At 49.3% G+C, this 12762-nt stretch carries 12 protein-coding genes; 7 read left to right on the plus strand and 5 right to left on the minus strand.

The annotated features are described in order from the left end of the window. Positions 1-36: 36 nt before the first annotated feature. The 4 genes from B076_RS0105320 to B076_RS0105340 all read right to left on the minus strand — a co-directional run bounded on the left by B076_RS0105320 (position 37) and on the right by B076_RS0105340 (position 3279). A complete protein-coding gene (locus B076_RS0105320) occupies positions 37-480 on the minus strand; it encodes a hypothetical protein (protein ID WP_028486402.1) in 444 nt (147 codons plus the stop codon). Positions 481-634: 154 nt separating this feature from the next. After that, positions 635-1021 carry a DUF6858 family protein gene (locus tag B076_RS0105330; protein WP_028486403.1) on the minus strand — a complete coding sequence of 129 codons (387 nt, stop codon included), beginning with the start codon at positions 1019-1021 and terminating at the stop codon, positions 635-637. A 26-nt stretch (positions 1022-1047) separates the two neighbouring features. Continuing rightward, positions 1048-2172 (minus strand): NAD(P)/FAD-dependent oxidoreductase, encoded by a 1125-nt coding sequence (locus B076_RS0105335; RefSeq protein ID WP_028486404.1) that lies wholly within the window; start codon positions 2170-2172, stop codon positions 1048-1050. 183 nt (positions 2173-2355) lie between these two features. After that, the gene (locus tag B076_RS0105340; protein WP_028486405.1) at positions 2356-3279 is read right to left on the minus strand and encodes a 1-aminocyclopropane-1-carboxylate deaminase/D-cysteine desulfhydrase; all 924 of its coding nucleotides are present in this window, start codon (positions 3277-3279) and stop codon (positions 2356-2358) included. Positions 3280-3334: 55 nt separating this feature from the next. Between B076_RS0105340 and B076_RS0105345 the strand changes: the two genes are divergently transcribed. The 3 genes from B076_RS0105345 (at position 3335) to B076_RS0105360 (ending at position 7520) form a co-directional block, all read left to right on the plus strand. Beyond that, a complete protein-coding gene (locus B076_RS0105345) occupies positions 3335-4552 on the plus strand; it encodes an ammonium transporter (protein WP_028486406.1) in 1218 nt (405 codons plus the stop codon). Positions 4553-4688: 136 nt separating this feature from the next. Beyond that, positions 4689-7097, plus strand: coding sequence for a Lon protease family protein (locus tag B076_RS0105355; RefSeq protein WP_028486407.1), 2409 nt, complete (start codon positions 4689-4691; stop codon positions 7095-7097). 69 nt (positions 7098-7166) lie between these two features. Further along, positions 7167-7520, plus strand: a complete 354-nt coding sequence (locus B076_RS0105360; RefSeq protein ID WP_157753519.1) for a PAS domain-containing protein — start codon at positions 7167-7169, stop codon at positions 7518-7520. 5 nt (positions 7521-7525) lie between these two features. Here the strand turns inward: B076_RS0105360 and B076_RS0105365 are convergent, their stop codons facing one another. Next, a complete protein-coding gene (locus B076_RS0105365; RefSeq protein ID WP_028486409.1) occupies positions 7526-8080 on the minus strand; it encodes a DUF2062 domain-containing protein in 555 nt (184 codons plus the stop codon). Between B076_RS0105365 and B076_RS0105370 the strand changes: the two genes are divergently transcribed. From B076_RS0105370 to kdsB, 4 genes are read left to right on the plus strand one after another with little or no spacing between them, the layout of a single operon-like run. Then, positions 8079-10646 (plus strand): DNA internalization-related competence protein ComEC/Rec2, encoded by a 2568-nt coding sequence (locus B076_RS0105370; RefSeq protein ID WP_028486410.1) that lies wholly within the window; start codon positions 8079-8081, stop codon positions 10644-10646. The two genes, B076_RS0105365 and B076_RS0105370, sit on opposite strands and share 2 nt — an antisense overlap. Beyond that, entirely contained in the window at positions 10643-11704 is a 1062-nt protein-coding gene (lpxK, locus tag B076_RS0105375; protein WP_028486411.1) for a tetraacyldisaccharide 4'-kinase, read from the plus strand. Before B076_RS0105370 ends, lpxK begins: the two co-directional genes overlap by 4 nt. Positions 11705-11731: 27 nt before the next feature. Then, on the plus strand, positions 11732-11932 hold the full coding sequence (locus B076_RS0105380) for a Trm112 family protein (protein ID WP_028486412.1): 201 nt from the start codon (positions 11732-11734) through the stop codon (positions 11930-11932). 41 nt (positions 11933-11973) lie between these two features. Next, positions 11974-12762, plus strand: a complete 789-nt coding sequence (gene kdsB, locus B076_RS0105385) for a 3-deoxy-manno-octulosonate cytidylyltransferase (protein ID WP_028486413.1) — start codon at positions 11974-11976, stop codon at positions 12760-12762.

A 12762-nucleotide genomic window follows, 5' to 3' on the forward strand; every position in this document is an offset into this window, starting at 1 on the left:
GGAAATACCAAATGAATTTGCGATGGGTCGCGGCGCTCAGAGTTCGCTGGGAAACCAAGGCGACAGTTCGGCCTGATTGTAGAGCATTTTCAGCTTTTGCTGGAACTGCTTCAAAAGTCCCTTGTCTTTGGCCAAATCGCAGCCGCCCATTTCAAAGAGCTGTTTATAGAGGTCTTTCTTGAGTGCTTCTTTGTAGGCTCGCGTATCGCGGTCGATATACTGTTTGATGAAGTTGTTGATGGTCATGCCGTATTTTTGCAGAAACAGGCGTTCGACTTGATAGCTTTCGCCTGCAACCGAAATGCCGCGACAACGTTTATTGTAAAAGTCGTATTTCAAAGCGGTTTCCACCAGTTTGATGTGCAAGGCTTCCCCCTCCAGTTTTTGGGGTGCTTGCTGTTCAGCGCTTAGAACAGATTGACTGTAGGTGGCGAGCAGGGCGCTGAAAACGAGAATCAGAAAACGTTTCGAAATTGACATCGTACTCACTGTTTTGATTATTCAAGACTTAAGAGTATAGCTTTTATGAGCTTGAGGGCAAAATTTATCAGCATTTTTATGTTGATTCAGACCGGTGAATACAAAAAAGCCCTCAAAGAGAGGGCTGAATGATAGCGGAGGAGATCCGTTTGGCTTACTTAAGCAAGGATTTCACCCATTCCTGCATGGTGTCTTGTGCCACCGGGTTAGGGGCTTCCATGAAGTTGACGACAAAACTGTCTCCCATATCGGTCACACCGATCGAGCGAGGACGCACCGCAACCGGATCGGCACCCGGTAGTTGGAAACCGAAACAGAAGACGATGTTCTGAGCATCGACAATCGCAGGGTTGATCTCGCCATCGATGTTTTGGGTGTGGGAGAAGTGATCGAAACGCGCAATATTAACGGCTTTTGGGTGCGCTTCGATTTTCGCTTCAAGTTCATCTAAGATTGCCGGAACGCTGTCAAATTTTGAGTCGGCTTTAGCGAACTTAAGTTCAAAAATAGGGTATTTGTCTTGAAACATCTTCTTTTGCATGTTGCGTATTTTCCTGTTTTGTTGGGTTATTTGTATTGACGAATGTAGAGCCATTCAAAAACTCGTTTGGCGACATGTAGTAAACGGCATGGCGGTAACAAGGTGGTGCCTTTTTCGGTTCGTTTGATCAGGATGCCGTGTTTCAAGGTATCCACAATGCAGATCAACTCGTGTTTAAAGGCTTCAAAATCGGTTTGTCCGTTTAAAGACTTGACCAGGTTTTTGGCGGCCGCATTAGCTTGCAAGTCGGCTGCATGCGCTTGTTTGGCTTGCCAGTCTGGGCCTGGGTAACTGCCCGCATCTCCGGCTACGTAGGTGTTTTCATAGCCTTCAACCAAACAGTGCATATCGGCTTTAATCATGCCGCCTTCGGATTTGGGCAGTTCGCTATTAGGTAGCCAGGCCGGGCCGGTCATGCCAGGCATGAACAGAATCAAATCGGCGTGAAATTCACCCCCTTCGGTTTTGACGGTGGTCTCTTCAAATCCGACCATCTTGTTACCCAGGTGGGTTTCAATGCCTTTTTTGGCCATCATGGCCCCCAGCTTTTCGGGGACTTGAGGCCCTAAACGTTTACCGGGTTCGGGGGCTGGATTGAAAAACACCAGTTTGAATTGATCTCGTCGCCCTTGTTTGCGTAAAAGGTTGTCGATTCCAAATAAAAACTCGAACATCGGACCGCCACGCATAGCTGAAGGTTCTTTGGGGTTGCCGCCAAAGCCGATGGCGATTGTGCCTCCGCTCATGCTGTCGAGTCGCGATTTAATTTTCTCTGCCGCGGCAATGCCTTCACAAGGGGTAATGGCATGCTCGATTCCAGGTAGTTTTTTAATGAAGCGTCCACCTGAAGCGATGATCAAACCGTCGTTGCGATATTCACCTTGAGTAGTGATCACGGTACGTCCACCATCGGTGACATTTTCAACCGAGGCTTCGATGAATTCTACTTTTTGACGATTAAAGAAGTTGTGCAGGTTGATTTTAAGGTCACTGCCTTTTCTGAGTCCGGATGGAATCCAGATCAGACTGGGCATGTAGACAAACTCTTCGCGTGGTGCAATCACGGTAATGTTTGCATTGGGTGCTTGTTTACGGGTTTGTTTGATGGCGGTCAGAGCGGCGAAACCCGAACCTAAGATGGTGATGTTCATAATCGACTACTCACTGTATTTAGTCCATTAAATAATTTAATGCATTATAGAAAAAAATTATCACGAAGCTATTCAAAACTTTTTATCCATCTTACCAAAATTAATTTATCCGTTGCGTGCTCTCCGATAAAACTTTACGTATTTAGTCGGTGTGAAAGTTTTATCGGTCATGTTTTTATGAGTTCAGGTAGCGTTGCCTTGCAATCCGCCGGTATGCAGCAGAATAATCTGTGATCCTGAAGGGAAGGCTCCCTGTTCAACCTGCTGGTAAAAGGCATGGATCATTTTTATGGTATAGACAGGGTCAAGCGGAATTTGGTGCTGGCTTTCAAATTGGGATTTTAAGATTTGCAATGGGTTGGAAAGTTTGGCGTAACCCCCGTCATGATACAGGGTAAGCAGTTGCCATTTTACGGCAGATTTATGATTTAACCATTGTCGAATCTGTGGCAGGAGTGCCTCTCCCTGTTTTAAAACGGCCACACCTTGAATGAGTCGGGTGGTTGAGTCGTCTGGATGGTTTTTAGCGTATTTGATCAGGCCTGCCAGTGTTCCGCCGGTTCCGGTCGCCGTCAGTAGATGTGTCCAATTTGGGCTTTGTTGTTCCAGCTCCTGCATCAGGGGTTCAAAGCCTTTTATGGCCAAATCATTGCTACCGCCTTCGGGAAGAACATAGGCGTCAGGTTGCTGTTGTTTTAATTCATCTAAAAAATCCGGTGAAGCTTTGAGACGATAGGATTGTCGACTCAAAAACTTGAGTTGCATGCCGTTTTGATGGGCTGTTTTGAGCGTCGGGCTCCAGCGTTCGGGTTTGCCAGCAAGTTCATCTCCGCGAATCATTCCCACACTTTGAAAGTCAAAACTTTTGGCCGCATAAGCAGTGGCGGCAATGTGGTTGGAGTAGGCTCCGCCAAAGGTCAAAAGGGTGCTTTTTCCCTGTTTTTTTGCGGCCTGAAGATTGTATTTGAGCTTATGCCATTTGTTGCCTTGTATTAAAGGGTGATTCAGGTCGTCGCGTTTGATCCAAACCCGTATTTGTCGGCGTTCAAATAGAGAATCGTGCAACTCGGTCAAGGGGGTGGGTTTTTCAGAAAAATTAGCGGTCATTTTTTGTTAAAATTTGAGTGGATAAAAATAATCATAAACTTTTTTGGAGAATTCTGTGGAGCAGTTGACAACCAGCGTAGATGTTTTGTTCATTCTATTGGGGGCTATTTTAGTTCTGTTTATGCACGCGGGTTTCGCTTTTTTGGAAGTGGGAACCGTGCAACACAAAAATCAGGTAAATGCTCTGGTGAAAATCATGAGTGATCTGGGGGTCTCGACCGTGGCCTATTTCTTTGTCGGCTACGGCATGGCTTATGGCGTTTTCCTTGGATTTAATATGGATGGCGCCTTAACTCAGGCGATGACCGAGCGATCGGGGTATGATTTGGTCAAATTCTTCTTTCTGATGACCTTTGCCGCCGCCATTCCGGCAATCGTATCCGGCGGTATCGCCGAGCGCGCCAGGTTTTACCCGCAATTGGCCGCGACTTTTTTCATTGTCGCTCTGGTTTATCCGATGTTTGAAGGCATCGCCTGGAACGGTAATTTCGGTATTCAGGCGATTCTCGAAGAAAATTACGGGGCGGGTTTCCATGATTTTGCCGGTTCGATTGTCGTGCATGGCGTAGGCGGATGGATCGCATTGATTGCCGTGATTCTGTTAGGTGCGCGTAAAGGCCGCTATACCGCTGATGGTCAAATCAAGCAAAACCATCCGCCGTCCAGCATTCCGTTTTTGGCTTTGGGCGCGTGGATTCTGACAGTCGGCTGGTTTGGTTTCAATGTGATGTCCGCTCAGCAAATCGAAGGTATTCAAGGCTTGGTGGCGGTTAACTCCTTAATGGCGATGGTGGGCGGTATTCTGGCTGCGACTTTTATCGGCGATAAGGATCCGGGGTTTGTACACAATGGTCCTTTAGCCGGTCTGGTGGCGATTTGTGCCGGTTCCGACGTGGTCAGCCCATTGGGTGCTTTGGTCATCGGTTTGATTGCCGGCGCTCTGTTTGTTAAAGCCTTTACGTGGACGCAGAAACACCTCAAGGTGGACGACGTCTTGGGTGTGTGGGCGCTTCACGGCCTTTGCGGAGTGTGGGGTGCCATTGCGGTGGGCATCTTTGGTACTACCGCCCTAGGCGGACTGGGTGGAGTCTCCATTGAGTCACAGTTGGTAGGCACCTTGATGGGGATTTCCATCGCCGTGGTCGGTGCGACCATCGTCTACGGACTGTTGAAAATGTTTGTGGGCTTACGACTGACCGAAGAGCAAGAATACGATGGGGCGGATTTGAGCCTGCACCGCATTCATGCCAATCCACCGCGCGACGATTATTAAGTTTATTTGCCCATGCCGGTGCTTCTGCATGTTGGCCTAGTCGGGTATGATAAAGGGAGTTGTTTGCTTGAAAACAGCTCCCTTTTTATTTTGATGATTGATAACTTATTTTAATAACAATAACTTGGCTGAATCCATGCACAAACTTTCTGCAGATAATCTTTACCGATACACGTCCATTAACGCTCAAGATTTTGACCCATCTAAAATCAAGGTAGAAGAGCGGGATGTGATTGAGTTTATGCAACGTTTTCATCCCAGGGCTTATCAGTCTCTTAATTTCGGTCTGCATCTAAAACGCAACCAGAACCATATTTTCATTATGGGAGAGCCCGGTGTGGGGCGTATCGGCATGACCAAGGCGATGTTGAAACAAGCCGCCAAACTTAAGCCGGAACCCAAGGATGTGGTGTTGGTTTCCGATTTCAGTGAGAGCAACAAGACCCAATATCTGTATTTCAAAGCCGGACATGGGCATGAATTCAAAACCTCGATGGAAGCTCTGATTACCCAGCTTAAATCGCAATTGCCTATTGTGTTTGACGGCCACGCTTACCAGTTGCGCAGTCAACAGCTGGAAAATGATTTGGTCAGTAAGCAGCAAGCCATATTGGAACCGGCTTTTGAACTCGCGGAGAGTCTGGACATAGAAATCACCCAGACTGAAAACAACTTTGTGCTGTCCATCATTATTGAGGATAAACGCTATAAGTTAAGTGAACTCAAACAGTTTGACGAAAAAGTGCAAACGCATTTTGAAGAGGCGCTGGAAAAAGTCGAAGACGCGCTCAACAAGGCCTTGACACACTTTCCGTTTCTACAGCATGAGTATCTGGACGCCGGTAAAAAACTCAATACCGAAGTGGCCAACGACCATATCCATCCGTTAATTGAGACTTTGAAACTCGAATTTGGTGAGACCGAGCAGATCAAGCAGTACCTCGATGCGCTGCAGGACAGCCTGGTGTCGAAACTGCATCTTTTTTGGGACCAGAGTGCCGACCAGGTCACCAGTGGTGGTGCCCAGATCAGCATGGACGAGCTTTTGTCGGAACAACAAGGCCTGTCTATTTTCGAGGTCAATTTGTTGGTTGATCATCGCGGCTTGGAGCATGCTCCAATCATTTACGAGCAGAACGCCAGCATGCCGAAACTGTTTGGTTATGCAATCAATTCCGCTGCCGCCTCGGCGGTCGATACCTTGAGTTTGGCGATGAGCCATCAGGCGGGGTTATTGCAGCAGGCCGACGGAGGTTATCTGATACTCGGGATCCAATCGGTGTTAAAGGATCCCGATATTTGGGCACATCTTAAGGCCGCGCTGATGTCGAAGAAGATTACTTTTGAGATTCCATCTTCCAGAAATGTCGCCCCTTACCACTTGCCTGATTTTCCGTTGAATTTGACTCTGGTGCTGGTCGGGCAGTCGGTGCATTTTTATGCGCTGCAGGAGATTGATCCCGAGTTTAGCCGTTTGTTTAAAGTGCAGGTGGAGTTTGAGGTTGAATTGGAGCGCACCACTGAGCATGAGAGCACATTGGCACGCCAGCTGGCTTACGAAGTCGGCTTTTGGGAGGACTTGCCCATCGAGGTCAGCGCCTATGAATGTTTGATCGAATACGCCTCGCGCATGGCCGAGGATGCCCATCGGCTTTACACCAATAAAGCGATTCTGCGGGATGTATTGGCCGAAGCCAATGCGTTTGCCAGAGCCAACGGCGAAGATCAGGTGACCCGCCAAACGATTGAAGAGACGATTAAACAGAGGGAGTTCCACACCGGACTGATGGAAGACTATTACCATCGCGCCATCATTGAGCAGCAGGTGTTGATCTCCCTGGAGGGTCGCCATATCGGTCAGGTGAACGGTTTGACCGTTCTGACCGTTGGTAAACAGTCGTTTGGTCAGCCGGTGCGCATTACCGCACAGGCTTCCGCCGGTGATGAAGGTGTGGTGGACATTGAGCGCGAGGTGGAAATGGCCGGTCCTATCCATTCCAAAGGGATGTTGATTTTGAGTGGTTACCTGCGTGGGCGTTATATGAAGCAGCGTTCGCTTGGATTCAGTGGCTCCATTGTCATGGAACAGTCCTACAATGGGGTGGAGGGGGATTCCGCTTCTTCAGCCGAATTGTTGGCCTTGCTTTCGTCATTGGCTCAGGTGCCGATGCGTCAAGATCTGGCCATTACCGGTTCCATCAACCAGTTTGGTGAGATTCAGCCGATCGGAGGGGTAAACGAAAAGATTGAAGGTTTCTTCAAGGTCTGTAAGGCGCGGGGTTTGACCGGCACTCAAGGGGTCATTATTCCGGAGGCCAATGCCAAACATTTAATGCTGAACACGATGGTGCGCGATGCAGTCGAGCAGGGGCAGTTCCATGTTTATACAATGAGCCATATCGATGATGCGTTAGGTTTGCTGACCGATATGGCGGTCGGCACGGCAAACGAGGCGGGCGATTTCCCCGAAGGCAGTGTCAATGCCAAGGTGGTGGCTTCTTTGGAAAAAATGAACGAAAAACATGATGACGATCATCATCACTGAGTTGAGCGGTTTGCCATGAAACAGAATTTTTGTGAGGAACTGGCTTCAACGGACGCTTTGATGTAGACCGTGAGAGCCAGTGAAAAGTGGGTGTTTGTACATGACTATAAACGGATACTGTGGATTTCACCCTCTCTGGCTGAGCAATTGGGGTATTCTCAACGAGAGATGGAAGGAACTTTGCTGATTAAGTTTATTCCCGCCAGCGGATATGTCGGCCTGATTCAGGCCATCAGCAAAAATCGCCTGGCTCTGTTGAAAGGGAGTGCAGGCGAATTTAATCCCTCTCCGACCAAAGTAAAGCATAAAAACGGCGGAACGCTACGCCTTCAAGCTAAATGCTCGGCGGATGTGGAACTTGCTGAACTGACTGGCAGTAGTAAAGCCAGGCTGACGCTGGTTGAACATGCAGAGGCGTATTAACCCCTTTATTTTTCGAGGCGTGACTGTTCGCGGAATTTCTTTTGCCACTTTTTACGACGTCGTGCCTTCCAGCTTTTGATGACATGCATGCGCCAAAAGATGTCGATGGTGAAATAACCTATCAGCCCTAGAGCCAGCCCCACCACGGCACTGCCTAAAAAGAGTGGCATCCATAAATCGCCCAAGGTGTGCCACATCCATTGCCAGCTGAGTTCAAAGTGCCAGTCCTCGGTCGCTTTAAGCCCGAGAAGATGGCTGCCGACGACATAATTGAAATAGAAAATCGGCGGCATGGTGAAAGGGTTGCTGATCCAAACCAGGGCAACACTGATCGGCAAGTTGGCACGCATGACAACCGCACTGAAAGCGGCGGCAATCATTTGTGACGGCATGGGCATCGCCATCCAGAAGAGCCCGATCAGAAAAGCCTTGGAAACCGAGTGGCGATGCAGGTGCCAAATGCTGGGATTGTGCAGCCATTTTCCCAAAACACCTAAGCCTTTAATTTTCTTGACTTTATCAGGTGTAGGTAGGTAGCGTTTAAAGAGATGTTTGGGCATGTTTGTTAGTTTTGTAATTGCATTCGTATTAGCGGTTTTTAGCTTTTACCAGCTTAAAACGCTGCCACCCTTGTGGTTGGCCGTGGCGTTATTGCTCGTCTTGCTGAGTATTGTGCTCATGACTAAAAAAAGTGGTGTTTCGCTTAGCACCCGTCCGCTATCTTTACCTGCATCTAGGTTTTCTTGGTTAAAACGTCCTGAACCCAGTTGGGTGCTTAATGTTTTATTGGGGTTCATTATAGGCTGGAGTTGGGTGTTTTGGCAGACTTTTTTTTCGGTTAATGTCGAGCCGCTATGGCTGGATAAACCGGTTGTGATTCAAGGCGAGGTGGTCGGGTTGCCGCAGATGACAACCACTGAAAGAGGGCTGCGCTATCGCTTTTCGATGCGCCTTCATCACATCCGTGATCCAGAATCACTTCAGCCAACGGCAAAAAACAAGTCATTTGAAAACGAGCAGGCCTGGTACGGGCCAAAACCGACGGTTCAACTCAGCTGGTATTTGAGGCCAGAAGCAGAACAATTGAAACCCTTTCTGCCGGAGCCCAAGCAGATCTGGCAATTGCAGGTTAAATTGAAAACCAATCACGGCTCCATGAACCTGGGTGCTCTGGATTATGAGTCCTGGTTATATCAGAACCGCATCGCCGCTAAAGGCTATGTGGTGGACAAGATAGATAAGGCCGATGGCACGCAGGTGAACCGCCTGCTTCCTGGAGAGGTCGATAGCGGTCTGCGCCATCAGCTCGCGCAGAGGTTGCAGAATGTGTTTGCAGACAGTCCGTTTAAGGGCTTGTATCAGGCGCTCAGTTATGGAGACAGAAGCGCGATAACGGATGGCCAATGGCAGGTTTTACAAAATACCGGCACCGTACACCTGATGGCCATTTCAGGGCTGCATATGGGCATGGTGGCGCTCTTGGGCTATTTGCTGTTTAAGGTTTTGTGGTGGCTGGGTCTTTATCGAATCCGGCATTTGAATCTTCCCCTATTCGGAGCAACCGGAGCCTTGCTTTTTGCCAGTGTGTATCTGGTTCTGGCTGGATTCTCCATCCCCACCCAACGCGCCTATCTGATGGTGGTGGCGGTGTTGCTGTTCTTGTTTATGAAACGCACATTCCAACCCTGGTCAGCATTGGCTTTGGCCGCATTATTGGTGGTGTTGTGGGATGTGCGTTCGGTGCTCAGCCTGGGATTTTGGCTGTCTTTTTTGGCGGTGGCGCTGATTTTTGCGGTTTTGCAGATCCCATTGGTCAAAAGGTCACCCAGGTGGCAGCAACTGATCTGGATTCAATTGGTTTTGACCTTCGGTCTGGCGCCTTATTTGATTTGGAGTTTCCATTTCTTACCCACTTTTAGCTTGCTTGCTAATCTGGTCGCGGTTCCTTTTGTCAGTTTTATCGGGTTGCCGATGGTGTTTTTGGCTTCTTTTTTGGCTTTGTTGTCAACTTCCATAGCGTCACAAAGTGTGGTGTGGATGGATGGGCTGTGGGAGCTGGTGTGGTCTTTTTTACAAACTTTGTCCGCATGGCAGAACGCGTCCATCACCTTAGGCAGTTTGAGTTTGTGGCAACTGGGTCTGTGCTATTTTCTGATGTTTACTGTGTTGCTGGCTGGAAATCGTCGTTTACGTTTAGCGGCAATGTTTTTTCTGCTAATCGGTGTGTTGTGGGTCGGGGTGTTTTCAGCAAAAGAGCGGCCTCAAAACGGGCAGGCCTGGTTGAATGTGCTGGATGTCGGCCAAGGGCAGGCGCTGGTGATCGAGACTCAAAATCATGTTTTGGTGTATGACACCGGAGCTAAGTGGGGCACTAAGATGGATGGAGCCAAGCTGGCGGTTTTGCCTTTTTTAAGAGCCAGAAACTGGACTCAGGTGGATAGGGTGATGGTCAGTCACAGTGATATGGATCATGCCGGCGGTTTGCAACGGCTGTTGAATGAGATTGATGCCAAAGAGGTCACCAGTGGCCAACCAGAGGTGCTAATGAAGGCGCTGAGGCCAACTGAATACACTATTGAATCCTGCCGTGCCGGACAGCAATGGCAATGGGACGGTGTGGAGTTTTTTGTTTTGTCCCCGGGCATTGCCGGTTTGGATAAGAGCTTGCGTAGCGACAATGACCGTTCGTGTGTGCTTAAGGTAACTGCCGGAGCGCACTCCATTCTAGTGACCGGCGATCTGAGTGCGCGCGGCGAGAAAAAATTGCTGAAGGCTTATGCGCAAACAGCCGACGGAAATCCGTTATCGGCGGACATTCTGGTTGCAGGCCACCACGGCAGTCGTTATTCAACCGCCCCGGAGTGGCTGGCGCGGGTTCAGCCCAAAGTGGTACTGTTTTCTTCGGGTTATAAAAACCGCTATCACTTTCCGGCACAGCAAACCCTGCAGCGTTTGGACTCAAAGGTGCGGTGGTTCAATACGGCGTGTGCGGGTGGGATCGGTTATCTGATTGACCGCAATCGCGATGAATTCGGGTCTGAGCCTCAATATCAGGCGAGACAATTGCGGCTTAAATGGTATCATCACCGCTGTTCACCGGAAAATAAAGGAATTCTGTTTCAATGAGCTGGCCAGCCTTTTGGGCGAAAACCAATTGGAAAACGACGTTGCTGATGCCCTTGAGCCGACTGGTTTGCCAAGAAGCCGCCCGACGTCTGCATAAATTCAGGTCTGCTTCTGTCTCCAAATCCTCGAAAGCGGTGGTGATTGTCGTCGGCAATATCGTGGTCGGTGGCAGCGGTAAGACGCCGTTTATTCTCTGGCTGGTCAAACGCCTGCAGCAGCAGGGGCTCAAGGTTGGCATCATCAGCCGCGGTTATGGCGGCAAGTCAAAAAAATGGCCTCAGTGGGTCGATGCCCAGAGTTCACCTGAATTGGTCGGGGATGAGCCGGTGTTGCTTGCCAAGCATTTGAAGTGTCCGGTGGTGGTCGCGCCGAAGCGCAATCAGGCGCTGAGCATGCTGCAACAAGAAGCGCAACCCGATGTCATCATCAGCGATGATGGGTTGCAGCATTACGGCTTGGCCAGAGACATTGAAATCGTGATGGTCGATGCAAAGCGTTTGTGGGGTAACCGCTTGTGCCTGCCCGCCGGTCCGTTGCGCGAGCCCTTAACACGGTTGGACGAAGTGGATTTTATTGTCTATAACGGTGTTAAACCCGCTGACGATGGCTTGTCTGGAAGCGGTGTCAATGAGCAGGCCTGTGCGTTGAAAAGTTTTGAGATGGCGTTGCAGCCGGTACGTTTTCGTCAGGTTGCCGATCCGCAGCAAGAGCGCCCATTACCTTTCTTCAAGGCACAAAGCGTGCAAGCCATGGCGGGCATCGGTAATCCCCAACGTTTCTTTGATACTTTAGAAACCTTGCAAATTGAGGTGGATGGGCGTCCGTTTGCAGATCATCAGGCTTATCGTTTGTCCGACTTTGATTGGGTTAAGGATGAAAAACCCTTGTTAATGACCGAGAAAGATGCGGTAAAATGTCTTGAAATCGCGCAAAAGCAACAAAAACATAACTGGTGGTTTTTAGAGGTTGAACCGCAGGCGGATGACGACTTGTTTGATAAACTGTATGCACGTATCCAGTCTGTCAGAAACGCTGTTGGCCTAGCTTCAAACTCTTAGATAACCACGCTAAAAATTGAGAGAGAGATGGATCCTAAACTGTTAGAAATTCTGGTTTGTCCTGTGAGCAAAACCAAACTGATTTACGACAAGAGTCGCGACGAACTGATTTCCACTGCGGCTAACTTGGCCTATCCGGTGCGGGACGGCATTCCTATTTTGCTGGAAGATGAAGCGCGCCAAATCACGGCTGAAGAGGCCGAAAAATACCGTTCTCAGAAAGCCTGAGAACCTGAACTGCAGCCTTAATGTGAGATTCAACTGAATTTATGGCCTTTACCGTTATTATTCCAGCGCGTTTTGAATCCAGTCGTTTGCCGGGCAAACCGCTGATGGAGATTCATGGCAAACCCATGATTGAGTGGACTTGGCGTCAGGCCAAAAAGTCCGGTGCAGAACGCATTATCATCGCGACAGAATCGCTTGAAGTTCAGCACGTTTGTGAAGCCTTTGGTGCCGAGGTGTGCTTGACCGACGACCGACATCAATCGGGTACCGAACGCATTGCCGAGGTGATCGATGTCGCAGGCATTAAGGGGGATGAAATCATCGTCAATGTGCAGGGCGACGAACCCATGTTACCGCCGGAGTTGATCCATCAGGTGGCGGACGGCTTGATGGCGCACCCGGAAATTTCCATGGCGACCTTGTGTGAACCGATTGAAGATGTGGAAACCGTGTTTGACCCCAATGCGGTCAAAGTCAGTCGTGATGTTGCCAATCGCGCGATTAACTTCAGCCGAGCACCTTTGCCGTGGTCTAGAGACAGCTTTTCAGCGGATGCACGGGAGTTGCCCAAAGAGTGGGCTTATAAACGTCATATCGGTTTATACGCTTACCGAGCCGGCTTTGTAAAGCAGTATGTTTCCTGGCCCGAATGTCCGCTGGAACAGGTAGAGAAACTTGAACAGTTGCGGGTGTTATGGCGTGGCGAAAAAATTCTGGTTTTGGATGCCCTGTGTGATGCTGGGGTCGGAGTCGATACCGAAGCCGATCTGATCAAAGTACGCCGATTGTTGGAAAGTCCGACTTCTGAAAACAACAGCGGCGGGTTTTGA

This window comes from Thiomicrorhabdus chilensis DSM 12352 (genome assembly GCF_000483485.1).
GTDB classification, from domain to species: domain Bacteria; phylum Pseudomonadota; class Gammaproteobacteria; order Thiomicrospirales; family Thiomicrospiraceae; genus Thiomicrorhabdus; species Thiomicrorhabdus chilensis.

Coding starts and splice junctions, on each gene's coding strand:
- B076_RS0105330 (WP_028486403.1), bottom strand. CDS start 1,021: ATGCAAAAGAAGATGTTTCAAGACAAATACCCTATTTTTGAACTTAAG.
- B076_RS0105340 (WP_028486405.1), bottom strand. CDS start 3,279: ATGACCGCTAATTTTTCTGAAAAACCCACCCCCTTGACCGAGTTGCAC.
- B076_RS0105370 (WP_028486410.1), top strand. CDS start 8,079: ATGTTTGTTAGTTTTGTAATTGCATTCGTATTAGCGGTTTTTAGCTTT.
- B076_RS0105365 (WP_028486409.1), bottom strand. CDS start 8,080: ATGCCCAAACATCTCTTTAAACGCTACCTACCTACACCTGATAAAGTC.
- B076_RS0105380 (WP_028486412.1), top strand. CDS start 11,732: ATGGATCCTAAACTGTTAGAAATTCTGGTTTGTCCTGTGAGCAAAACC.
- B076_RS0105320 (WP_028486402.1), bottom strand. CDS start 480: ATGTCAATTTCGAAACGTTTTCTGATTCTCGTTTTCAGCGCCCTGCTC.
- B076_RS0105335 (WP_028486404.1), bottom strand. CDS start 2,172: ATGAACATCACCATCTTAGGTTCGGGTTTCGCCGCTCTGACCGCCATC.
- lpxK (WP_028486411.1), top strand. CDS start 10,643: ATGAGCTGGCCAGCCTTTTGGGCGAAAACCAATTGGAAAACGACGTTG.
- B076_RS0105355 (WP_028486407.1), top strand. CDS start 4,689: ATGCACAAACTTTCTGCAGATAATCTTTACCGATACACGTCCATTAAC.
- kdsB (WP_028486413.1), top strand. CDS start 11,974: ATGGCCTTTACCGTTATTATTCCAGCGCGTTTTGAATCCAGTCGTTTG.